18 protein-coding genes are annotated in these 23,507 nt (G+C 41.9%); 9 read left to right on the top strand and 9 right to left on the bottom strand.

What is annotated here, in order from left to right; all coding sequences use genetic code 11:
• Positions 1-6 precede the first annotated feature (6 nt).
• Positions 7-2,868 carry an FAD-binding and (Fe-S)-binding domain-containing protein gene (locus tag L3V41_RS08155; protein ID WP_237127525.1) on the bottom strand — a complete coding sequence of 954 codons (2,862 nt, stop codon included), beginning with the start codon at positions 2,866-2,868 and terminating at the stop codon, positions 7-9.
• A 350-nt stretch (positions 2,869-3,218) separates the two neighbouring features.
• Between L3V41_RS08155 and L3V41_RS08150 the strand changes: the two genes are divergently transcribed.
• Genes L3V41_RS08150 through L3V41_RS08130 form a run of 5 tightly spaced genes read left to right on the top strand, consistent with a single transcriptional unit; the run spans position 3,219 to position 8,317 of the window.
• Positions 3,219-5,027 (top strand): glycoside hydrolase family 3 protein, encoded by a 1,809-nt coding sequence (locus tag L3V41_RS08150; protein ID WP_237127524.1) that lies wholly within the window; start codon positions 3,219-3,221, stop codon positions 5,025-5,027.
• Between the two features lie 49 nt (positions 5,028-5,076).
• The gene (locus tag L3V41_RS08145; protein ID WP_083515249.1) at positions 5,077-5,874 is read left to right on the top strand and encodes a putative hydro-lyase; all 798 of its coding nucleotides are present in this window, start codon (positions 5,077-5,079) and stop codon (positions 5,872-5,874) included.
• 6 nt (positions 5,875-5,880) lie between these two features.
• Entirely contained in the window at positions 5,881-6,609 is a 729-nt protein-coding gene (locus L3V41_RS08140) for a 5-oxoprolinase subunit PxpA (protein WP_062568164.1), read from the top strand.
• On the top strand, positions 6,597-7,457 hold the full coding sequence (locus L3V41_RS08135) for a glutamate cyclase domain-containing protein (RefSeq protein ID WP_062567812.1): 861 nt from the start codon (positions 6,597-6,599) through the stop codon (positions 7,455-7,457). Before L3V41_RS08140 ends, L3V41_RS08135 begins: the two co-directional genes overlap by 13 nt.
• A 2-nt stretch (positions 7,458-7,459) precedes the next feature.
• A complete protein-coding gene (locus L3V41_RS08130) occupies positions 7,460-8,317 on the top strand; it encodes an aminotransferase class IV (protein WP_237127523.1) in 858 nt (285 codons plus the stop codon).
• Positions 8,318-8,373: 56 nt separating this feature from the next.
• Here L3V41_RS08130 and L3V41_RS08125 read toward each other — a convergent pair whose 3' ends face one another.
• From L3V41_RS08125 to L3V41_RS08115, 3 genes are all read right to left on the bottom strand, one after another.
• Complete coding sequence (locus L3V41_RS08125) at positions 8,374-9,354, bottom strand: WD40 repeat domain-containing protein (RefSeq protein ID WP_237127522.1); 981 nt, start codon at positions 9,352-9,354, stop codon at positions 8,374-8,376.
• 220 nt (positions 9,355-9,574) lie between these two features.
• Positions 9,575-9,838, bottom strand: coding sequence for a hypothetical protein (locus tag L3V41_RS08120; RefSeq protein WP_062567815.1), 264 nt, complete (start codon positions 9,836-9,838; stop codon positions 9,575-9,577).
• A gap of 409 nt (positions 9,839-10,247) precedes the next feature.
• Positions 10,248-10,625, bottom strand: a complete 378-nt coding sequence (locus L3V41_RS08115) for a VOC family protein (RefSeq protein ID WP_062567816.1) — start codon at positions 10,623-10,625, stop codon at positions 10,248-10,250.
• A 160-nt stretch (positions 10,626-10,785) separates the two neighbouring features.
• On the opposite strand from L3V41_RS08115, the gene L3V41_RS08110 reads away from it, so the two are divergent.
• Positions 10,786-12,813 carry a S9 family peptidase gene (locus L3V41_RS08110; RefSeq protein ID WP_237127521.1) on the top strand — a complete coding sequence of 676 codons (2,028 nt, stop codon included), beginning with the start codon at positions 10,786-10,788 and terminating at the stop codon, positions 12,811-12,813.
• A 766-nt stretch (positions 12,814-13,579) separates the two neighbouring features.
• Here the strand turns inward: L3V41_RS08110 and L3V41_RS08105 are convergent.
• Positions 13,580-15,181: an isocitrate lyase gene (locus tag L3V41_RS08105; RefSeq protein ID WP_237127520.1), complete on the bottom strand. Its 1,602-nt coding sequence runs from the start codon at positions 15,179-15,181 to the stop codon at positions 13,580-13,582.
• 230 nt (positions 15,182-15,411) lie between these two features.
• Between L3V41_RS08105 and L3V41_RS08100 the strand changes: the two genes are divergently transcribed.
• Positions 15,412-17,586, top strand: a complete 2,175-nt coding sequence (locus L3V41_RS08100) for a malate synthase G (RefSeq protein ID WP_237115521.1) — start codon at positions 15,412-15,414, stop codon at positions 17,584-17,586.
• 333 nt (positions 17,587-17,919) lie between these two features.
• Here L3V41_RS08100 and L3V41_RS08095 read toward each other — a convergent pair whose 3' ends face one another.
• From L3V41_RS08095 to L3V41_RS08080, 4 genes are all read right to left on the bottom strand, one after another.
• The gene (locus tag L3V41_RS08095) at positions 17,920-18,645 is read right to left on the bottom strand and encodes a YebC/PmpR family DNA-binding transcriptional regulator (RefSeq protein WP_058584380.1); all 726 of its coding nucleotides are present in this window, start codon (positions 18,643-18,645) and stop codon (positions 17,920-17,922) included.
• Between the two features lie 249 nt (positions 18,646-18,894).
• Positions 18,895-19,512, bottom strand: a complete 618-nt coding sequence (locus L3V41_RS08090) for an HAD family hydrolase (RefSeq protein WP_130152010.1) — start codon at positions 19,510-19,512, stop codon at positions 18,895-18,897.
• Between the two features lie 122 nt (positions 19,513-19,634).
• A complete protein-coding gene (locus L3V41_RS08085; protein WP_062567821.1) occupies positions 19,635-20,138 on the bottom strand; it encodes a DUF6702 family protein in 504 nt (167 codons plus the stop codon).
• Positions 20,138-22,576 carry a M1 family metallopeptidase gene (locus tag L3V41_RS08080; protein WP_062567822.1) on the bottom strand — a complete coding sequence of 813 codons (2,439 nt, stop codon included), beginning with the start codon at positions 22,574-22,576 and terminating at the stop codon, positions 20,138-20,140. The genes L3V41_RS08085 and L3V41_RS08080 overlap by 1 nt, the downstream gene beginning before the upstream one ends.
• Before the next feature lie 272 nt (positions 22,577-22,848).
• On the opposite strand from L3V41_RS08080, the gene L3V41_RS08075 reads away from it, so the two are divergent.
• Positions 22,849-23,085 (top strand): hypothetical protein, encoded by a 237-nt coding sequence (locus tag L3V41_RS08075; RefSeq protein ID WP_062567823.1) that lies wholly within the window; start codon positions 22,849-22,851, stop codon positions 23,083-23,085.
• A 134-nt stretch (positions 23,086-23,219) separates the two neighbouring features.
• Positions 23,220-23,456, top strand: coding sequence for a hypothetical protein (locus L3V41_RS08070; protein ID WP_062567824.1), 237 nt, complete (start codon positions 23,220-23,222; stop codon positions 23,454-23,456).
• The last annotated feature ends 51 nt before the right edge of the window (positions 23,457-23,507 follow it).

Below are 23,507 nucleotides of genomic sequence, written 5' to 3'. Positions count from 1 at the left end.
AATACTCTACTCGTTACTTTGCTGATCTAACAAATACAAAATTGACTGATAACTAACGCCACTGTGCTCAGTTAAACCAATTTCACAGCTACGACTATTTGACACGCCGCGACGACAGTTCTTTGGTACTTGTTGTTTAAGGGTTTTTAAGGCGTTGCTATTTAGTTCAGGCAAGTTAAAGCCCTTATCACCAGCAAATCCACAACACTCTATATCTGCTGGAATAATCACCTCATTACTACATGCCTTGGCAAGTGATACTAGGCTTTGTTCTTTACCTAATCGCTTTGAACTACAGGTAACATGAAGCATCACAGGCTCATTTACGGGCGTAACCTGTAAATTAGGCAGTAAATGTAGAGCCGCAAAATCGGCACTTTCGTAAATTGTGAGTGCCGTATTTTGTGCGGCATTAAGAGTGGTGAGCGCACAAGGGCTGGCATCAAAAACGATTGGATATTGGCCCTTATTTGAAAGTGCCTCAAGCTCAGTAAGTAACTGCTCACTCTTATTTTTAGACTCTTTGTTAAAGCCTTTACTAGCAAATGGCATACCGCAGCAAAGTGAATCAGCGTGCTTCGGTAGCACCACATCATAGCCTGCTTTTGCAGCGAGTGAACAGATTACATCAAGCAGTGAACGCTTATCATCGGCAAGTTTATCAGCCGCAAAAACCCGACTTGCGCAGCTTGGCATATACACCAACTTTTTTGCTTGTTGGGATTGTTGAAACTGCCTATTAATTGGCTGCTCTGCTCTTGGCCATGCCGAGTAATACAGCGGCGTACTAAGCAACTTATTAGCAGATTTGCTCAGGCTTATTAGGTTACTACTGCCAATTGCTTTTTCAAGCACCTGCGTGACGGTTAAGCCAAACCGTGTACCAGAGGCAACAACCGCAAAATGCTTGCTGGCAAAACGTGATAATGACCGCGCAATCTTGTTTGATGAGGCTTGCTCAGCTCTGAGTGATTTTATAAATTCGCCCGTGTTTATCCCCACGGGGCATTTAAGGCCGCAAAGACCGGTTGCCGCGCACGAATCAATACCAAGGTATTTAAAATCGGCCTCAATAACACTAAGTTTTTGATTTAACTTCTGCTTGTTCGCTACATCGTCGGTTGTTAGTAATTGATTGTGTAGCTCGGTGCGATGTCGCCATAAGGTAATACGCTGCCTAGGTGTTAAGGTAAGTCCTTTTGATGGGCAAACAACTTCGCAAAAACCACACTCAATACAGGTATCAATAATATCATCACTTTTAGGCATAACTTTTAAATGCTGAGTGTGGGCATTTTTGTTGTGATTAATAATAACCCCAGGATTAAGAATATTCTGCTTATCGAATAATGCTTTAAGTGCAACCATCACCGCAAAGCCATCGTCTCCCCATTCAGTGGCAACAAACGGCGCCATGTTGCGGCCTGTGCCATGCTCTGCTTTTAATGACCCTTTTAGTTCAACCGCCACTAAGTTCGCCACATCAGCCATAAATTGCTCATATCGGTTTACTTGCTCGTGTGTGTCGAAGGCTTGGGTGAATACAAAATGCAGGTTTCCGGCCAATGCATGACCAAAAATAATGGCTTCATCATAATCATATTTGATAAATAATTGATGCAGCGCATTCACACCTTCAGCTAATTTATCAAGGGTAAAGGCAACATCCTCAATAATCACTGTGGTGCCTGTTTCGCGCACCGCACCAACCGCAGGAAATGTGCCTTTACGGATATTCCAAAGTGCCGCATTACGGGCAGTGTCTGCAGAAAACTCAATCGCTGCCAGTTGGCTTTGCTTAAACTCGGCAAGAAGTTGCTCGGTGATCTTAGTGAGCGCATCAAGAGCCTGTGCATTTTCAGCTCTTAACTCAATTAAAAGTGCCGCTGCCTGCTCTGGGTAACTGGCCACTTCTTTTGGCATTATGGCATGTTCAGACACCGACATCAGGGCGCGTTTATCTAGTAGCTCAACCGCAGCAACATCAAGTTCACTCAGCCTTTGTACCAGCTCACACACCTTGCTTATATCGTTAAAAATAAAGAAGCCTGTGTGTTTGTACTTATGCTCAACCACGGTGTGGTAGGTGATATCTGCAATAAAAGCTAACGTACCTTCAGAGCCAATAATTAAGTGCTTAATGATTTCGATTGGCTCAGCAAAATCCAGCAGCGCATTTAAACCATAACCTGTGGTATTTTTTAAACGGTATTTATGGGCAATGCGCTCACTCAAGTCTGGGTTTTGCTTCACACTGTCAACCAAACTCATTAACTCATCAACAAAGCGACTATGGCTTTGCAAGAAGGCATTACAGCTTTGACTATCAGCCGTATTAAGCACAGTGCCATCAGCAAAAATTAGGGTCATATCTTTTACTGTGTGGTAGCTGTTTTGCGCCACCCCACAGCACATACCCGATGAATTATTTGCCGCCATACCCGCTATTTTACAGCTATTAATTGAAGCGGGATCAGGGCCAATTTTTTTACCAAATGGGGCTAACACTTGATTTACTCGAGCGCCAATGATCGCCGGTTGTAAGCGTATTGCATCGGCATCATCAATAATCTCAAACTTGCTCCAACTATCGCACAATAAAACCAATACCGAATCGGTAATTGCTTGCCCAGATAAACTCGTTCCGGCGGCCCGAAACGTGATGGGGACTTGTTGCTCGTTGGCAGCCATGATCACGTGTCGTGCTTGATTCTGATTGCTAACTAATACAATTAACTCAGGAATTAATCGATAAAAGCTCGCGTCTGTCCCAAACGCATAACGGCGCGAGTAATCTTCTATTAATGCAGACTCTGGTAAAAAAGGTTTAATTTGCTGTTTAAATGCGTGCAATCGAGCTAAAGCCATCTCGCCCCCGAGCTTGTCATATTTACGCTGATGAATATGGAATATATTATTACTTTAAATTGACCTAAAAAGCGACCCATTAAATTGATAAATTATCAACTTGCCAAGGTTTTTATCGGTATAAAGGGTTGGTTATTTAAGCCTATTAGCCCAATTTGGTGATCTAACTTAGCTTTTTGCAGTCGGACAGAAAAACCGCTAGGGTAGCAAAAAAATACTGTATTTATATTTAAAAACCCATTAATATCAAGAATAATTTATTCTAAAAACTAAATAAGCGTTTTGCTTTGGAGCTTGCTGTGTTAAATAAGTTTGCACTATCGTCACTGGTTATCGGATTAGGATGTTTCATGCCATTACAATCATCATTTGCTGAGTCTGCATTAACTTTAAAACAACAGTTAGGGCAAAAGCTCATGCTTGACCTGCGCTATTACTGTAAACAAGACCCAGGTGAGCAAAAATGCCGTACACCGGTGACAGAGCTGCCGGCCGATTTAGCGAATATCATCACTAAGCATAACATTGGTGGGGTGATTTTATTTGCAGAAAATATCGATACCGTGCCGCAGGTGATCAAACTTAATAATGATCTACAAAAAGCCGCTGCCAAGTCTGAGTTAGGCTTACCGCTGTTTATTTCAATAGACCAAGAAGGTGGTCGAGTCGCCCGTATTCCGCGTGATGTAGGCACGTCGTTTACCGGTAACATGTCGATTGGTGCAACCTATAAAGAACATGGTGCATACTTCGCGACAGAGTCTGCACGTATTATCGCCGACGAGCTATTGGCACTGGGTGTGAATGTTAACTATGCACCGACGGTCGATGTAAACATGAATCCAGACAATCCAGTTATTAACGTGCGCTCTTACGGTGAAGACCCGCAATTGGTTGCAAAACTAGGTGCTGCACAAGTCGCAGGGTTCGAGAACAACGGCGTTATTTCATCACTAAAGCACTTTCCAGGGCATGGCGATACCAACGTAGATAGCCACACTGGCCTGCCAAAAGTAATGCATGATAAAGAAACTATTTGGCAGCAAGACCTACCTCCTTTTAAAGAAATTATTAAAAACCAACAACCGGGTATGATCATGACGGCACATATCCAATACCCAGCCCTCGATGACAGTACGTTTGTCAGTAAAGAAGGCAAAACCATGATCAAACCTGCGACGATGTCGCGCAAAATCATCACCGACTTACTGCGTGATGAACTCGGTTATCAAGGTGTTGTAATCACTGATGCATTGGATATGGCGGGGATCAGTCACTTCTTTGAACCAATTGAAGCGGTAGTAAATACCTTTGCAGCGGGTGTTGATATTGCCCTTATGCCAATCGAAATCAGAAGCCCAAAAGACTTAGCTGTACTTGAAGCCCTTATTGAGCGATTAGAGCAAGAAGTACAGCACGGCACTTTAAATGCCGACGAAATGAGTGCTTCTGCAACGCGTATTTTAAAACTTAAAGAGAAATTTAAACTCAGCTCTTCACTTGATGACGAAGCAGCCACCAAAAAAGCGCAGCTGTTACTTGGCGATCAAAGCCATAGAAAAGTAGAAGCAGAGTTAGCATTGGCTGCGATTACCGAAGTTAAAAACGAAAATAATACCCTGCCGCTTAGCATTAAGTCGGGTAGTAAAGTGCATATTATTATGCCAGATACACGCAAATGTTATGCCTTACAGCAGGCGTTAGTTGATAACACCAATAAGTTAATCAGCTTTAGTTGCACCAGTTTGCAAGGCTATGAAAAGCTTGCAACATTAAAAGAAATTAACGAAGCCGATATCATTATTGCTGCAAATGCGTCACCAAAACAAAGTGCTGTTGAAGTGGGCGGGATGGATGATTTAGCCGATAATCCAGAGTTTGCGATTGCTAAGGCTGATCAATCAGCCGCATTAGAATCATTGCTCAAACAAGCGAGGTTAGCTCATAAAAAGACCGTATTTGTAAGCTTGCGTGCCCCTTACGATATTGCTCAATTTGGACAATTTGGCGATGCAGTACTTGCCACTTATGCTTACAATATCGATGTAGACACTAATGAAAAGATTGCTGGCCCTGCTTTCACTGCACTGGCAAAAGTATTACTAGGAAAAGCCCCTGCAAAAGGACAGTTACCCGTTACTATAAATGATCTAAACTGAGTGTTATTGTAATAGCCTCAGCTAGGTTTTAATTTTCAAGGAGAGGCACTTGCAAAAAGATGCATCATTAACCACCCCAGCAGCTATCCGTAAAATGGTACGCGCGGGTGACTACAGTGGTAATACGTCTGGGTTTGCATCTGGGTTTGTACAAGCAAACTTAGTGATTTTACCTAAACAATACGCGTTTGACTTTTTGCAGTTTAGCCAAGCCAATCCTAAATCATGCCCGATTATAGCAACCAGCCGTTTACCAGGCGTTACCGATATGCCAACTGTTGGCGAAGACATTGATATTCGTAGTGATTTGCCGCGTTATCGTGTTTTTAAAAACGGACAAATGATTGAAGAAGTGACTGATATCAGCAACCATTGGCGCGACGATTTGGTTACTTTCTTAATTGGTTGCTCATTTTCATTTGAAGAAGCATTGATTGCCGCTGGCCTTGAAATTAGAAATATCAGCGAGCAAAAAAATGTGCCTATGTATGTGACCAATATAGCGTGTCAGCGTGCGGGGATTTTCCATGCTAATATGGTTGTTAGCATGCGCCCAATGAAACCCGCTGATGCTATTCGTGCAATCCAAATTTGCAGCCGTTTTCCAAGCGTACATGGTGCGCCAGTGCATTTTGGCGACCCTGCAGCAATCGGCATTAAAGACATCAACAAACCTGAGTTTGGCGATGCAGTGACCATTAAAGAAGGCGAAGTGCCGGTATTTTGGGCCTGTGGTGTTACTCCACAAGTTGCGATTGCCAATGCTGCACCTGATTTTTGTATTACCCATAGCCCAGGGCATATGCTGGTAACCGATATTCCTAATAGTAAAATGGCAGCTTTTTAAATGACGATGAAACTAAACTGCGACTTAGGCGAAAGCTTTGGTATGTGGAAAATGGGCCTAGACGAACAAGTGATGCCACATATTGATATGGCCAATATCGCTTGTGGCTTTCATGCGGGTGATGCCGATGTAATGGCAAGCACCCTCTCTCTTGCAAAGAAGCACAAGGTCACTATAGGCGCACACCCAAGCTATCCAGATAAACAAGGTTTTGGTCGTCGCTCGATGGCAATGAGTGAAAAAGAACTCACTAACTGCCTTCATTATCAAATTGCTGCAATTGATGGTATGGCTGCTGTGCATGGCTTAACACTGGAATACGTTAAACCACATGGTGCCCTTTATAACGATATGATGCGCGAAGAACATACGTTAAATATCGTTATGCAAGCAGTTGCTCGTTATCCTAAACCACTAAAGTTAATGATTTTAGCCACCAATCAAGCAGCCAAACACAAAGCGCTAGCAACTGAATTAGGTATCGAACTCATTTTAGAAGCGTTTGCCGATCGCCAATATACCGATGAAGGAAAGCTGGTCTCACGCGCTCTTGCGGGGAGTGTTTTAGAAAAGCCCGCTCTTTTGAAGCAAGTAAAACAATTAATTGAACATGGTACTGTTACCACTCAAAGTGGCCAGCAGCTCACACTCCATGCCGACAGCCTTTGTGTTCACGGCGATAATGATGCAGGCATTGCCCTGATTCAAGAGATCAACGCATTATGCCAAGTCTAAGTGATGAAGCACTCAGTCTAAAAATAGAAAGCATGATGGTCGAACTAAATCCACGAGGTATGCAGTCTTTATATGCCAAGCAAACCAAGGGCACTTATTTACGAGCCGCACAGTCACTTCACAACGCGCAACATACTATTCTGATTGGTACAGGCTTTGCGGTTAATAACACCTTTGAAACTGACGGTCCTGTTGGCGCTATAGCACTTTACAAAGTACTTGAAAAGCTCGGTAAACAGCCAATTTTGGTCACTGGCAACCCCCTTTACAGTATCCTAAAAAAAGACTTTAACTGTTTTGAGCTGCCAATTAACAATATTGATAATGCGCGCACTTTTAGCATTAAAGCCCTTGAGCAGTTAAAGCCTGATTGTGTTTTATCAATAGAGCGCCCAGGGCTTAATCAGCATCAACGTTATTACAATATGCGCGGCATTGATATTTCTGAACATTGTGGCTGCTTTGATTTTTTTGTGACAGAAGCACGTTGCCCCACTATTGCAATTGGTGATGGCGGTAATGAAATAGGCATGGGTAACCTTGCACAACATATGCAAGATCTTAGCATCACACCCTGTTTAACACCCTGTGATGAGTTGTTGTTGGCAGATGTGTCTAATTGGGCCGCTTATGGTCTCATTGGATTCTTAAGCCGCTGGCACAACACAGACTTATTGGCAGCTATTGAGCCTCTAGACATTCTACATTACCTAAGTGAGCGCGGTAGTGTTGATGGCGTCACCCATAAAAATGAGCTCACCGAAGATGGCTTGCATGCTATGCATGGTCAACAATTAATAACTCGGCTTCGCCAACTTGGCGGCTTTATTACACAGAATGAGGTTTAACAATGGGCACGGTATACCTAAACGGTGACTACCTTAGCGCTGATGAAGCAAAGATTTCACCAATGGATCGCGGCTTTTTATTTGGCGATGGCATCTATGAAGTGATCCCATCTTATAACGGTAAAATGCTAGGCTTTGGCGCACATATTGAGCGTATGAATAACGGTTTAAACGAGCTTGAAATTAAGCTCGATTACAATGCCGATAAGTGGCGAAAAATCTGTAACGACTTATGCGAGAAAAACCAAGGTGACAACTTAGGGATTTATTTACACGTGAGCCGTGGTGCCGACACTAAACGCGCCCATGGCTACCCAACTAACATTACCCCAACGGTATTTGCATTTGCTTTCGAAATTCCAGCAGAACCTGTTAGTGACATCGATAATGCGACAGCATATACCGTATCACTTGAGCAAGATCGCCGCTGGCAACGTTGCCATATTAAATCAACTGCACTACTTGGTAACGTTATTCATTACCAACATGGTGCCGTAGCAGGTAACAAAGAAACGATTCTATTTAACCGCTTGGAAGAAATTACCGAAGCCAGTTCAAGCAATGTGTTTATTGTAAAAGAGGGTGTGATAAGCACGCCACCACTCGATAATCAAATTTTACCTGGGATCACCCGCTGGTTAATCCTCAATATTCTACACAGCTACAGTGACTTCAAAGTGCAAGAACGTATTATTAGTAAAGATGAGTTACTTGATGCCGACGAAGTATGGATCACCAGCGCCACTAAAGAAGTTGGCCCTGTCGTAAAAGTAAATGGCAAGTTAGTTGGTGATGGTAAGCCTGGTGCTGTTTGGCAACAAGTGCAAAGCCTGTTTACCAAGCATAAGTTTGATTACTAATTTAATTGCAGTTTAAAACAAACGCCTACTTAAAGTAGGCGTTTTTGTTTTAGCTGTTATTTAGTGCTTATTTTATCAAATGGCCAAGCTTGCAATAGGCCGTCACTGGTTTCTGAATATAGCTGGTTACCATCGTACGCCACACTCAGTACTGACGTACGTTGGCGCTGTTGTTTAGCTTCGTATTCAGCGATTAGTTCACCATCTGCAACGCGATATAAACGCATTTTCATTTTTGGTGAGCCGGTTAATAGCCATTTATCTTGGTTGATAAATTGCGATGCGGTGAACTCAATAAAGTTAGCGTATGAGTCCACTTCTGATAGCTCTTTTTTATTGGCCAAATCAAAGAATACACGATCATCAACCGAATCAATTGCAAAGGCCAAGCTTGCTGATTTATTTAAAGTAACGTGATTCACTCTGGTCGCTAGACGCTCTTCAAAGCGAATGCTGCCATCACTCGTTGACCAAAGCTTAACGTACTTGTCGCTGGAGCCGGTAAACGCCCACTGGCCATCAGCCGATAGCGCCACGCTATTAATATCTAAGCGATGAATATCAAAACGCTTAGTATCACCTGTTCGGGTATTTATTACCTCAGCCTTGCCGCTACGATAGGCAATAACCAAGGTATCACCAGAGGCTGATATAGCGATGTCTCTGGCGATTTCCTGCCCGGTGAGCCAAGTGCCGATACTACGCCCCGTGCGAGTATCGTATAAAGTCACCGATAACCGATTTGAAATAAAAAAATGAGATTTGTTAGCACTAAAACCCACAAGCTCAACATGCTCAGCGCCCTGCCCTGTTATACAATCGTATAAACGCGCTTTTAACTGATTATCCCAAATACACACTTTAGATTGAGTTGCCACTAAAGCGTGACTCGCATCTTCGGTTAGCGCAGTGGCACTTAATAGCTCATCGCCATGAGCAAACTCATTGCTAGCAGATGCTGTAAACACCTCATTTGTGCCACATCCAACCAACGCTAATGTAACAACACATGAAAGTGACTTAAACAGTTTCGACATTATTCTAACTCGCTTATTTTTATAGTTATTTTTTATAGCTGTAGTTTAATGAAAATAGGGAGAAGTTGGTAGGTGTGCTTAAGAGCCTAATAAGACTTTCTATTCACTGATAATGCTTTCTTTGAGGGATGCATGTAGGCGCGAAATTATTTCGCGCGGGACTGCATAGATATTGTGCGATGTTGCAGACGCGCCACGCAAGCATGACGCCAGCAATAAGCTACTGCTTGTCTGTTCTGCTAACAATTTCGTAGCCTTGGGCTTCATAATCGTTAATACATTTTTGAAATTTATTCTGAAGTTTTATTTCATCAAAAAAGCCAAACGAGTATGCATCACACTTTACTTTCATATGTTCACTGTTTTCCAATACTGCATTAAGTTTAAGCTCAGCAAAGCCAAATTTATAAGCTAATTCTGAAAATTGAGAGTACAAAACCAAAAGCAGTACAGCAAGAAGGGTAAGCGTTAAGGTATTTTTCATTTTTTATTTCCTTTAAAAGAGTTGTAAAAATAAAAAAAAGCAATTAATGAACCAACAATATAACTTTATATAAATCAAAACAATGAGTAACTCACACAAAAGCAAGGTTAATATTTTCGCCAAAAAATAGTGAAAAAGGCAGTTTTTTTGAAAACAAATACAACTTTGGAATGTTGCGTATTTATGATGGGGCATGGTTCGAGAAAAGAAATAGGAAGGGCAAGATGCTAGATTTGAGAAGCAAGGGTTTAAAGTCAGATGCGAGTTAGGAGATGCTTTAGCTTCGAACAAGAATCTCCCGATTCACCACTTGAGTAAATTAATAGCATTCATGTAGGTGTGAAATTTATTTCGCGCGAGACTACCACATATTACGAGGTGTAGCAGGTGCAGCACTTGCTAACTTCCCTCACCCATGGGTAAAACAAAACACATTAAGTTTGTTACCGTCTAGGTCTCTGAAGTATCCCGCATAGAAGCCAGGCATTTCACGTGGGCCGGGTGCACCTTCGTCTGTGCCGCCAAGCTCTATGGCTTTTTTATAAAAAGCATCTACTTGGGCTGGGGTTTCGACTGCCAACGCAATCATGGTGCCGTTACCTACGGTCGCTTTTTCATCATTATAAGGTTTGGTTATCGCAAAACCAGGTTTATCTTGCCCAGTGTTCCATGCGACAAAGCGGTCAGTTTCTAAAAAGCGCTCGGCGTTTAGGGTGGCGAATAATTCATCGTAATACTTTACTGCTTTAGCTAGGTTGTTAGTGCCTAACATGATGTAACCTATCATTGTGTGTTCCTTACGTTTAAAAGTGTCTGTACTCAACATAAAAGGGAAATGACCATCTGTCTATTGATTTCTCCATTCATCGCAATGGACTGTATTTCGGGTGGTTGTTACTTTATAACAGGATAACAGGTTAAACACCGCTCACTAACAAGGAAATAAAATGAAGTTTAAAACGTCTTTAGCGCTGCTTGCAGCAGCTAGCTTTTACGGCCACGCCGAAGCTAGCAATACCTTTGAGCTTGAAAATGTTTTTGATCTTGAATACGCCAACCAAATAGAAATGACAAAAAATGGCGACACAATTTATTTTGTGCGTAACCGAGTGGATATCAAAAGCGACCGTAAAGTTAGCAATATTTGGTCAGTAAACCCAGATGGCAAAACCATGCTACCGCTTACGTCTGGTGTACATATGGATTACTCACCAGTACTGTCGCCGGATGAAACTCGCCTAGCATTTATCTCGACTCGTGATGGTAGCAGCCAAATCTATGTAAAATGGTTAAAAACCGGTAATGTAGCGAAAATCAGTAACCTAACGCAAAGCCCTAGCGGATTAACTTGGACGCCAGATGGCAAACAATTGGTGTTCAGCCAGTTTGTGCCAGCTAAATCAGCAAGCCCAGTGTCTTTACCAGGTAAACCTGAGGGCGCAAAATGGGCGGAGCCAGCTACCTATATTGATGATACCTATTATCGCGCCGATGGCGGTGGCTACTCTGAAAAAGGTTATCGTCACTTTTTCATCATGAGTGCAACGGGCGGCAATGCCCGCCAATTAAGCTCAGGTGATTTTGATCACGGCGGTGCTATTAGCTTTAATGAACAGGGTGATGCGTTTTATTTTTCAGCTAATCGATATGAAAACAACGAGTTACACCCAACTGAATCTGAAATCTATAAACTTAGCTTAGCGGATCGTTCAATCAGCCAAATAACAGACCGTAAAGGCCCTGATTCAAGTCCTAAAGTCTCTCCAAATGGTCGTTATCTCGCTTACACTGGCTATGATGACAAAAAGACTAACTATGAAAATAACGATATTTATTTACTTGATTTAAAATCAGGTAAAAGCTCGGTACTCACTGCTGATTTAGATCGCAGTGTCGAAAGCATTAAATGGGATGATAGCGGCCAAGGCCTTTATTTTAGTTACGATAGCGAAGGTAAAACACACCTAGCTTACCAACCGCGTAGTGGTAAACATAAAGTGATCACCTCAGAGATTGGTAGTGTCGCCTTTGGCCGTCCCTATTCAGGTGGTGACTTTGACGTGAGCGAAGATGGTGAAGTTGCATTCACACTCGCTGATACACAACGCCCAGCTGATGTAGCATTAATTAAGCGCGGTAAAACGGCTCGTTTAACGCAATTAAACGAAGATGCACTGGGCGACAAAGAACTTGCCAAAGTTGAAGAAATTTGGGTTAAATCAAGCCATGACGGCTTAGCCGTTCAGGGTTGGATTGCATACCCACCGGGTTTCGATAAAAACAAGAAGTACCCTCTTGTTTTAGAGATCCACGGTGGCCCTGTTGCAAACTACGGCCCTCACTTTAGCCCTGAAGTGCAATTATACGCAGCCAAAGGTAATGTTGTACTTTATATGAATCCGCGCGGCAGTGACTCGTACGGTAAAGAATTTGCGCAAACAATTCATCATAACTACCCAAGTAATGACTTTGATGATTTGATGACAGGTGTTGATACTGTCATCAATAAGGGCTTTATTGATGACAGTAAACTGTTTGTTACCGGCGGCTCAGGTGGCGGTGTATTAACAGCATGGATTGTGGGTCATACAGACCGCTTTGCAGCAGCTGTTGTTGCTAAACCAGTCATCAATTGGATCAGCTTTGTACTAACTGCTGACTTCTATCCTTTCTTTGCTGATTATTGGTTCCCAGGTAAACCATGGGACAACATTGAGCATTATATGAAGCGCTCACCAATTAGCTATGTGGGCAATGTAAAAACACCAACTATGCTGTTAACTGGTGAATCAGACTATCGCACGCCGATTTCTGAAACTGAGCAATTTTACCAAGCGTTAAAGCTACAAGGTGTTGATACGGCTATGGTGCGTATTCCTAATGCCTCGCATGGTATTACTGCTCGCCCATCAAACCTGATGACCAAAGTAGCCTATATTCAATGGTGGTTTGATAAAAACAGTGGAAATGATTAACGACATCGAGCGAAGCGAGAACGTTTCATTTGCGCAAGGTGAACGGATTTCGTGACGCAGTTTCGTTTAACTTATCTCACATCGTATTTGGCGCGATTTTATATCGCGCCTAATCCGAAACATCATTTAATAAAACCATAACGCGGGGCAAACCCGCTGCTACTTGCTAACTTTACTCTTTCTTACTTCCCCCTTGCTAGCTCCCTCTCTGTAAACCCCCTTTACAGTTTAAATGTGAGTAACTCCTTACATATTTCTAGTAAATATCGGACATTAAATAAAAAGCAGTTAGTAAAAAATCGGTTTATAGCCAAAATCAGTAACTTGAGTTAGTAAAAAATCGGTTTGTGCCGCTAAAAACCTAGCTTCAGTTAGTAAAATTTTGGTTTGTAAGGATGTTGAGTTGGTAAAAAATCGGTTTATGGCTTAGGTGAGTTAATAAAAAATCGGTTTGTAAATCGCAATATTCTACAAAACAGCCCTAAATTACCGTTTGTATGACCTAATTTTAGCCATTCTAAAGGTGGTTTTTAGTCAATGAGTGCATATTTTCTGCTTATAAGACGAAGCTAGTTAAATCCTGATCTAAAATTCTGAGGCTGGTAAATGCGTGATCTGTATTTTTACAAAGCTAGTAAATGGCTGATCCAAAACTTAGTTAAACTCTGATCCAAATATCTAAGCCCGCACTCAAAAAATGAAAAAGGGCCCGAAGGCCCCTAACAACATTATTGAATAGCTATAAAGGTGTTACATCATTACTTGGTTAGAACTGATTCATAGTATTTGCTTCACCACCGGCTTTAAGCGCATTTTCACCAGAGAAGTACTCTTTATGAGTATCACCAATGTTAGAACCTGCTAGGTCTTGGTGTTTCACTGATGCTTGCTCACGGCGAATTTCTTGACGTTGTACGTCGCGAACATACGCCAGCATACCTAGGTCGCCGAAATAGCCTTCTGATAGAATATCAGTACTTAGCGCCGCTGTATGGTAAGTTGGTAACGTGATTAGGTGGTGGAAGATACCCGCTTCACGTGCACCATCTTTTTGGAAGTTTTGTACAAGTACGTCTGCTGCCGCTGCAAGCTCTGTGTAATCCATTTCTGGTGCCATTAATGCTTTATTATCATCGATGCTTGGGTAAGCTGATAAGTCTTTACCTTGTTCTTGCCACTCAGCGTATACTTGCTCACGGAATTTAAGTGTCCAGTTGAACGACGGTGAGTTGTTATATACCAACTTAGCATTGGGTACTTGCTCTTTAACGCGATTCACAAGCTCAGCGATTTGTTTAACATTTGGTTTTTCTGTTTCAATCCACAGTAAGTCTGCGCCAGACTGTAAGCTAGTAACACAGTCTAGCACTACACGGTCTTTCTCTGTGCCTTCACGGAACTGATATAAACCATTATCTAAACGTGTTGGCTTGCAAAGCTGACCGTTGAGCTTCATTGCTGTGTCGCCTTCGTTTAAGTCATCAACACTGTTTACTGGTGTTGTTTCAAGGAACGACGTGTATTGGCTCGCAAGGTCACCTGGTGTTTTAGATACAGGCACTTTTTGAGTAAGGCTTGCACCTAATGAATCAGTACGCGCAACGATAATGCCGTTATCAATACCAAGCTCTAAGAATGCGTAACGAACTGCGTTAATTTTTGCTAGGAAATCCTCATGCGGTACAGTTACTTTACCCGCTTGGTGACCACATTGTTTTGCGTCAGATACTTGGTTCTCGATTTGGATAGCACATGCGCCTGCTTCAATCATCTTTTTAGCAAGTAGGTAAGTGGCTTCTTCGTTACCGAAACCCGCATCAATATCAGCAATAATTGGCACAACATGACTCTCGAAGTTATCGATTTTATTTAGCACGGCTTGAACATCACCGCCGTTTGCTTTCGCTGCATCTAGGTCTTTGTAAAGGTGGTCAAGTTCACGTGCATCTGCTTGCTTTAAGAAAGTGTAGATTTCTTCGATTAGCGCTGGAACAGACGTTTTTTCATGCATACTTTGGTCAGGTAATGGACCGAACTCAGAACGAAGTGCCGCAACCATCCAGCCGCTTAGGTATACATAGCTGCGTTTAGTTGTTTTGTTATGACGTTTAATTGCCATCATCATTTGTTGTGCAGTGAAACCATGCCAACAACCTAATGATTGTGTGTATTGGCTGTGGTCAGCATCGTAGGCTGCCATGTCTGCACGCATGATGTCTGCAGTGTATTGAGCAATGTCTAAACCCGTACGAAAACGGTTTTGTAAGCGCATACGGCTTGCGTATTCTGGGTTGATTGACTGCCACGTTTTGCCTTGTGTTTGACATAAAGTAGCTAGGTTATCTGTTTCGCGTTGATATGTTGTCATAATAAAAATCCTTCGAACGGGTTATCTATTTTTTGTTAGTGAGAGTGGCTACTTGGCGTTCGCTTCGTAGCGCTTAATCCAACATTAGGCGGATTTTTTGGATTTAGTAAATTTATAGTTGTTATTGCCACTATATTTTTAGTGAATGGTAAATAACCTGCTTATTAGCTTTTTTTACGATATGGTTAGGCCATGAATGATCACATTAAGCTCGTTTAAAGGACATTACTATGACCACTCTCTCACTTAACGGTTTAAGCGTTGATCAACAACTAGCACAGTTTGTTGAACAGCAACTTTTACCAGGAACAGGTATTAGCACAGACACTTTTTGGCAAGGTTTTGCTGATATCGTCACTGAGTTAACGCCAATCAATCGTGCGCTTTTAGAAAAACGCGAACAACTGCAAGCAAAGATTGATGACTATCACAAGCAACAACCGGTATGGGATGCAGCTAACTATCAAGCATTCCTAAAAGACATTGGCTATCTCGTTCCTGAGCCAGCTAGCTTCAGCATAGAAACAGAGCAAGTTGAGCCTGAAATCGCAAGCACTGCGGGGCCGCAGCTCGTTGTGCCAGTGAGCAATGCACGATTTGCCTTAAACGCAGCGAATGCCCGCTGGGGCTCACTGTATGATGCGCTATACGGCACTGATGTATTAAGTGAAGATGACGGCGCTGAGAAAGGCGCTACATACAACCCTGTACGTGGCTTTAAAGTCATGGCTTATGCCCGCCAGTTCCTAGATAAAGCATTGCCTTTAGCAAATGGCTCGCATATCGAAAGTACCAGCTATTCAGTGGTTAACAATGAACTTTTAATCACATTACGTGACAGCAGCCAGGTTCGTTTAGCTAATCCTGAACAACTTATTGGTTACCAAGGTGAAGCGCAAAATCCGAGCGCTATCTTACTGAAAAATAATGGCTTACATATCGAACTGCAAATCGACCATCATCATCCAATAGGTCAAGCAGATAAAGCAGGCCTTAAAGATGTGCTACTTGAAGCAGCCCTCACAACGATTATGGACTGTGAAGATTCCGTTGCTGCTGTTGATGCACAAGACAAAGTAAACGTCTATCAAAACTGGCTTGGTTTAATGCAAGGTAACCTAGTAGAAGCATTTAACAAAGGCGGTAAAACCATTGAGCGTCGTTTAGCACAGGACCGCCAATATCAAGGTGTGAATGGTGAAACACTGACGCTAAAAGGCCGTAGCATGATGTTTGTGCGTAACGTTGGCCACTTAATGACAAATCCAGCTATCCAAGATAGTGAAGGCAATGACGTGTTTGAAGGTATTATGGATGCCATTATCACCAGCACCGCAGCACTTCATGACTTAAAAGGTACAAGCAGCCTTAAAAATTCAACGGCCAATAGCATTAATATTGTTAAACCAAAAATGCATGGCCCAGAAGAAGTGGCCTTCACCAATACCCTATTTACCCGCGTTGAGCAGCTATTAAGCTTACCTGAAAACACCATTAAAATGGGGATTATGGATGAAGAGCGCCGCACTTCAGCTAACTTAAAAGCGTGTATTTTCGAGGCTAAAAAGCGTGTTGTATTCATTAACACAGGCTTCTTAGACCGTACCGGTGACGAAATTCATACTTCAATGCAAGCAGGTGTTGTACTACCAAAAGGCGCTATCAAACTTGAGCCTTGGATCAGCGCATACGAAGACCGCAACGTAGATATTGGTCTTGCTACAGGACTCAGTGGCAAAGCACAAATTGGTAAAGGTATGTGGCCAATGCCAGATAAAATGGCGTTAATGATGGAACAAAAAAGTGGTCACCCGAAAAGTGGTGCAAATACCGCGTGGGTGCCCTCTCCTACTGCTGCAACGCTACATGCAATGCATTATCACGATATTGATGTATTTGCTTGTCAAAAAGCGCTGATGGACCGCAAAGAAGCAAGCCTTACTAGCTTACTCACTCCACCGCTTATGAAAGATGCCAGCAGCTTAAGCAAGGAAGATATTCAAGCCGAACTTGATAACAATGCACAGGGTATTTTAGGCTATGTTGTGCGTTGGATTGACCAAGGTATTGGTTGCTCAAAAGTACCTGACATCAACCATGTCGGTTTAATGGAAGATCGTGCCACACTGCGTATTTCAAGCCAGCACATGGCCAACTGGCTGTATCATGGTGTTTGTTCTGAAGAGCAAATTAGAAAAACCATGGCGCGAATGGCAAAGGTTGTCGATGGTCAAAATGAAGGGGATCCGGCCTACAAGAATATGGCTGATTCAGCCGAAACCTTAGCACAAAGTATTGCTTATCAAGCTGCGCTAGCCCTTGTATTAGAAGGAGTTAAACAACCTAGTGGCTATACTGAACCATTACTGCATGCGTTCCGTATAAAACATAAGTCGTTAAATTAAGCACAATTTAACTCCCTTCGAGTTTGATGTGTCGTTCCTAGCAGCCTTTGGCTGCTTTTTTTTTAACTAATATCAATTGATACCAATCCGCAATAATTCTTAATTATTTTGAGGGATTAAACCTGTCGCTACCTGCGTTAAAAATTTCTGATTTAGAACAACTAAATAACGAAATTTTTGCCTTGTTATCAACGAGGTTTTATTGCCTCAAAATAGACCACTAAATTAAGCGTATTGGTATAAACTCATAACGACAGTGAATACTCATCATTCACAGCATAATAAAAATCTATTAAAAAAGGGCATTTGTTACCAAATGCCCCTTTTTACAAATTAGCTTTTGACAATCGCATTGTGATAAACGTTTTGAACGTCATCACAGTCATCAAGCATAGAAATAAACTTTTCAAAGTTTGCTATGTCATCTGGATCAGTGATGTCTGTATGAACTTGTGGAACAAACGTAATCTCGTCTACTTCAAAGTTAATACCTTCAAATGCTTCTTCAAGTGCTGTTTTTGCTTTGTAGTACTCAGTGTGAGGAGCGAATACTGACACTTTGCCGTCTTCGACTTCTACATCAGTTACGTCTACATCAGCCATCATTAGCGCTTCAAGTACGACTTCGTCGTCATCACCTTCAAAGCCTAAAACAGCTAAGTGATCGAACATATGCGCTACGCAACCGGGTGTGCCAATTTTTGAATCTGTTTTTGTAAACGGTAAACGTACATCTTTAATAGTACGGTTAGGGTTATCAGTTAAACAGTCAACAATAACCATACAGTTACCTGGGCCGTAGCCTTCGTAACGTGCTGGAGAGTAGTCTTCCCCTGCCCCACCGGCAGCCTTTTTGATTGCATTATCAATTACATGTGCTGGAACTTGATCTTTTTTTGCACGCTCAATAATACGTTTTAGCGCTTGGTTAACTTCTGGATCTGGTTCGCCATTTTTAGCAACAACGTAGATTTCTTTACCGTACTTAGAATTTACTTTTGTTTTTGCATTGGCTGTTTTAGCCATGGCGTTTTTGCGGACTTCAAATGCTCTGCCCATCTTATGCCTCTATGAATACATTTGATAATTGCCGATATTTTAACAAGTCATGACCGCTTGGGCTAGTACTAGGGCGTGTTAACCTTCAGGATTAAAATTTGTTCACTCTAGGGACGATTTTATTAACACCTTGGGATGTATAACCGATTAGGTAAAGTAAAAAATGAGCAAAGATCAAATCGTCCCTAGGAAACTTAAAAAAATAAAAAGCTAACAATTAATATCAGGAAAAATAAAAAACAAGGCTATTTAACATAACACCTTACTTTCTTGGAATGAATCAACCAAAATTGGCAGTTCTGAAAAATGATGCAGTACATAGTCTGCTTGATTTGCATATTCAGGAATTTCATGTGGTGCGTATAAACAAGCTCGCATGTTAGCGTTGTGGGCTGCTTGTATGTCAAATAAATAATCACCAACATAAAGTAACTCTGACTGGTCAAGTTCCCAGAGTGTGGCAATGGCATTTAAAGCACTTGGGTCAGGCTTGGCTGGCGCATCTGAGCGAGTCAAAACCGTTTCTATCGGCAGAGGATTATTTTTTAGCTTAATGGCAGCTGCACGGTCGTAATTACGAGTCACAATGGCCATTGGAATATTACTTTCTTTTAGCTTGGTAATCGCATCAGCCACACCAGGCAATAAATGTGCGTGCTGCGCATCAATAAGCTCATGTTGATGGACAATATTCATCGCCTCTTCGCGCATGTAAGGCGAGGGAAGCGTGGCAATATACGCCAACAAATCCTCCTCAAGAGGACAACCCACTTGTGCTTTGATCAGTGAGAAATCCAGCTCTGACGATACCAAAGTGCCGTCTAAGTCAAAAATCACACCACGAATATTGTTATCATAAATACTCATATAAATCCTTGTATATGGCGATTGGGAAATGTTTATACCCACTAATAAGATAGTGTACGATATAGCTTTATTAAAGGATCAAAGGATTAAAAAGCCAAGTTTTTTAATCCTTTTGTATAAGTCTATTGAGGTTCTAACGCCTCAAACTTAGCTTCAAGCCAGGTATCATCTTGGCTAAAGGTCAGTGTTTTTACTTTCCCTTTACCCTCAATATTTACCATATTCACTTGTGCAGGCCAAAGGTCGCGAAGTGCTCCGTTGCTCATACGAATGCCATGAATTCCCTCTGGGATCGTGACTTCCTGATAAACCCAAAAGAATTTACCATCAACTTGTGCACCCACTTTTTTAAGTTCAAGTGGCTTACCATCTAAAGTTTGCAGGGCAATATGTGACTCAACATAATCAGCAAAACGCTTTTGGTCGTCTTTATTACTTAAGATATCAGCATTACCGTCGAACAAATATTCAACAGCATGCTCCGTATCATGCAAATAAAAGCGATGCATAAGCTCTATGTTGTTTGTACGTTTATTAAACAGCACAGTTGTCACAGACGCTTTTAACTGGTGCGCCATACTAGGCGCACTCAGTAATAAAGCAAAAACAATGGCTACAAAGCGCATTATTGTTGCTCCTGGGCATCTTTTTCATCGCCCTTTTTCAGCTCTGTTTTAATATCTTGCATGATATCGCGGCTGACTTTCGCTTTACTCTTCTCACGCTTATACACTTCAATACGTGATGGAATAATACGACGCGGGTAGTTATTGTTTTCTACATCTACATCCGCAGTTTCCCAACGAGGGTCAACCGCAACAGACACTAGGTTTTTACCCTTCTCAGTTACAATTAGCTTTTGAACATGCTTATGGTTACGACGCCAAATTTCAGCCGGAATGTACTGCTCTTCTTTCGTACCATCTTCATAAGTAAGCTCTAGTAAGATAGGCATTACTAAGCCCCCCAAGTTTGAGAACTCAAGTACGTAGTAGTTCTTATCTTCTTTGATTGCACGCTCAAATGTTTTACGTTCCCAAGGCTCTAGGCCTTTTAGGAATTTATTGTACGCGTTGCGCTCTTTATTAGTTACCGTAAAGCGGTCGTTTTCATCATAGAAGTCAGTGACATCTGGGTTTTCTTCAACCCACAGTTTTTTACCTTCTTCTTTATTACGTTGTACGAATAATGGCATTGGCTTGTCAGCTTCGATGTCACGCAAACGGTTAAAGTCGATATCAGGGTTTTTGGTGTCTAAACGTAACTGATAAACTTTATCTAACGAGATATCAACGTGATCTGTGGTGTAGAACCAACCACGCCAGAACCAATCAAGGTCAACGCCAGACGCTTCTTCCATTGTACGGAAAAAGTCAGCTGGAGTAGGGCGTTTGTATTTCCAACGCTGCGCATACTCTTTAAATGCAAAGTCAAATAACTCACGACCAAGGATCACTTCACGTAATATGTTAAGTGCGGCAGCAGGCTTAGTATAAGCATTAGGGCCTAAACGTAATACACTGTCTGACTGTGTCATAACCGGCACTTGGTTTTCTGACTTCATGTATTCAACGATATCGCGAGGCTCAACACCCCAAGGAATTGTGTGGTCCCACTCACGACCAGCAACACCATCTAAGAAGCTGTTAAGACCTTCATCCATCCACGTCCATTGACGCTCATCAGAATTCACCACCATTGGGAAATAAATATGCCCAACTTCATGGATAACAACGCCGATTAAGAAGCGTTTTTCTGCTTGAGAGTAGGTACGTGTTCCGTCATCTTGCAAGTCTGTGCGCGGACCATTGAAGGTGATCATGGGGTATTCCATACCACCGACAGGGCCATTAACTGACTGTGCCACAGGGTAAGGGTAGTCAAATGAGAAGCGCGAATACACTTCCATCGTATGAACAACAGCTTCTGTAGAGTATTTCTTCCAGAGATCGCCACCCTCTTTCGGGTAGAAAGACATCGCCATCACTAACGGCTGGTCTTTACCACCTTGATGGTAGCCCTTAGCATCCCACATAAATTTACGTGATGAGGCCCATGCAAAGTCACGGACATTTTCAGCTTTAAAATGCCATGTTTTAGTTTTGTCTGTGCCTTCTTTTTCGTTTTCGAGTGCCTCTTCTTCAGTCACGATAAAAACAGGGCGTTTGGCATCTTCAGCTTGCTCTAAGCGTTTACGCTGCGTACTAGTTAGAACGCTGCTCGGGTTATCCAGCTTACCTGTTGCAGATACAATGTGGTCTGCAGGAACCGTTAATTCAACGTCGTAGTTACCAAATTCAAGGGTAAATTCACCACTCCCTAAGAACGCTTTGTTCGTCCAAGCTTCATAGTCAGTATACGCAGCAAGACGAGGGAACCACTGCGCTAATAAGAAGATATCGTTACCATCTTCTTCAAAATGCTCATAACCCGAGCGTGCACCAACGGCATCTTCTTCAACAATGTTAAAGGCGAAGTCCATGCTGAACTCAACGTCTTTACCCGGTTTAAGCGGTTCGTTTAAGTCGATACGCATTAATGTATCTACTACAGTAACTTTAAGCTCTTTTCCGTCTTCGTCTTTAACATTGGCGATTTGATAACCCAGCTCGTTGTCGGCCATGAATTGCTGACGACGTAACTGTCCTAAACTCAATTTAGTTGATTTTGGCTGAGGGTCACCTTGCAATGTTTTACCATTAAAAGTCGATGTCATTTCAGCAATTGAGTCAGATTTAAAGATATTTTGGTCTAGTTGTAACCAAAGGTACTTTAAAGTGTGAGGCGAGTTATTTTTATATTCAATTGTTTGGCTTGCTGTTAAACGGCGTTTCTTTTCATCAAGCTTAGCATCAATGTCGTAGTTTACCTGTTGCTGCCAGTAGTTTTCGGCAGGGGCACCCGCCGCACTTCTATATACATTTGGGGTAGGGAGTGCTTCATCTAACTGACGAAACTTATCAACAAACGAGCCTTTAGTTTGCTCTACCGATGACGCCATGACTGCTGAGGACACTGCCAAAGGCAATACCAAAGCACTCAAATGGAGAACTGCTTTTTTCATTGTTAATCCTGTAAATTAAGTGTAAGCCTACCATCTCAAACAGCTAACAAGGTTGCAATAAAATCACGATAAAATGCTAGTTTTTCAGGTTAGTATTCACCTTTGTGCAATGAACTATTTTTGCAGCTACATATCCCTACTTTCAGGCAATGTAAAGGGGGTTTACAGACGCATTGGTTATTTTTAATTCAGCACGAATTCATTACAAAGTATTACAGTTAATTTTAAGCCAACTTGGTCAAATTTTGTTTAACAGTAATAAAGGTGATTAGATGAAGTTTTATATTGTAAAAAAAGACTCTCGTTTAGCCGCTATTCCTGCGCAAGAATCAATTTTAAACGAGTACAAAGAACGTGGCTTTGAATATATTGAAGTGATCAACGCATGTGATGAAGACGATGCGTTAGCACGTACATCTCCCAGTTCAAAATGGACTAAAAAAGGACTGTTTTTAGGCTCATCTTTAGTAATTTTGACTCTAATTTTCATTATTTTCGCAATAAATTAATTTTTGCGGCATTTTCTATTGAAATTTACTGCCATTTGTATTTAAAATCGCCCACTTTTTTGATTTTGGGTCAATGCAGAAGCTGTATTTATCCCAAAAATGTGTCGGTAAACAGCTTAGAATTCGGTGGGCTTATGGATTTCTATATCCTAAAAAAACAACAAGAACTAATTGCAATTCCAGCGGACGAACAAAATTGTAAACAGTACCTAGATTCAGGGTATTTTTATATTGATAAAGTAGCGGCATGTAACGAAACGAATGCCCTAAAGATTTTACAAGCAAAACAAACTAAAGCGCTTAAAGTTCCATTGATTATGGCGTTGCTAGCTCTACCTATGGTGGTTTTTGCTTGGTATAGCTTAAGTTAACAAACCAAGCTGGGCATCTTGGCTCAGCTTAGGTATATTGACGCTCTTAAT

Source organism: Pseudoalteromonas sp. L21, assembly GCF_021728035.1.
GTDB lineage: Bacteria > Pseudomonadota > Gammaproteobacteria > Enterobacterales > Alteromonadaceae > Pseudoalteromonas > Pseudoalteromonas arabiensis.
Note: the sequence above shows the minus strand (reverse complement) of the source record. Positions and strands in the feature narration are given on the sequence as shown.

Excerpts from the sequence above, each read along its gene's own strand:
- L3V41_RS08155 (WP_237127525.1), bottom strand. The coding sequence starts at position 2,868 with ATGGCTTTAGCTCGATTGCACGCATTTAAACAGCAAATTAAACCTTTT.
- L3V41_RS08150 (WP_237127524.1), top strand. The coding sequence starts at position 3,219 with ATGCCATTACAATCATCATTTGCTGAGTCTGCATTAACTTTAAAACAA.
- L3V41_RS08140 (WP_062568164.1), top strand. The coding sequence starts at position 5,881 with ATGAAACTAAACTGCGACTTAGGCGAAAGCTTTGGTATGTGGAAAATG.
- L3V41_RS08135 (WP_062567812.1), top strand. The coding sequence starts at position 6,597 with ATGCCAAGTCTAAGTGATGAAGCACTCAGTCTAAAAATAGAAAGCATG.
- L3V41_RS08130 (WP_237127523.1), top strand. The coding sequence starts at position 7,460 with ATGGGCACGGTATACCTAAACGGTGACTACCTTAGCGCTGATGAAGCA.
- L3V41_RS08125 (WP_237127522.1), bottom strand. The coding sequence starts at position 9,354 with ATGTCGAAACTGTTTAAGTCACTTTCATGTGTTGTTACATTAGCGTTG.
- L3V41_RS08120 (WP_062567815.1), bottom strand. The coding sequence starts at position 9,838 with ATGAAAAATACCTTAACGCTTACCCTTCTTGCTGTACTGCTTTTGGTT.
- L3V41_RS08115 (WP_062567816.1), bottom strand. The coding sequence starts at position 10,625 with ATGATAGGTTACATCATGTTAGGCACTAACAACCTAGCTAAAGCAGTA.
- L3V41_RS08110 (WP_237127521.1), top strand. The coding sequence starts at position 10,786 with ATGAAGTTTAAAACGTCTTTAGCGCTGCTTGCAGCAGCTAGCTTTTAC.
- L3V41_RS08105 (WP_237127520.1), bottom strand. The coding sequence starts at position 15,181 with ATGACAACATATCAACGCGAAACAGATAACCTAGCTACTTTATGTCAA.
- L3V41_RS08100 (WP_237115521.1), top strand. The coding sequence starts at position 15,412 with ATGACCACTCTCTCACTTAACGGTTTAAGCGTTGATCAACAACTAGCA.
- L3V41_RS08095 (WP_058584380.1), bottom strand. The coding sequence starts at position 18,645 with ATGGGCAGAGCATTTGAAGTCCGCAAAAACGCCATGGCTAAAACAGCC.
- L3V41_RS08090 (WP_130152010.1), bottom strand. The coding sequence starts at position 19,512 with ATGAGTATTTATGATAACAATATTCGTGGTGTGATTTTTGACTTAGAC.
- L3V41_RS08085 (WP_062567821.1), bottom strand. The coding sequence starts at position 20,138 with ATGCGCTTTGTAGCCATTGTTTTTGCTTTATTACTGAGTGCGCCTAGT.
- L3V41_RS08080 (WP_062567822.1), bottom strand. The coding sequence starts at position 22,576 with ATGAAAAAAGCAGTTCTCCATTTGAGTGCTTTGGTATTGCCTTTGGCA.
- L3V41_RS08075 (WP_062567823.1), top strand. The coding sequence starts at position 22,849 with ATGAAGTTTTATATTGTAAAAAAAGACTCTCGTTTAGCCGCTATTCCT.
- L3V41_RS08070 (WP_062567824.1), top strand. The coding sequence starts at position 23,220 with ATGGATTTCTATATCCTAAAAAAACAACAAGAACTAATTGCAATTCCA.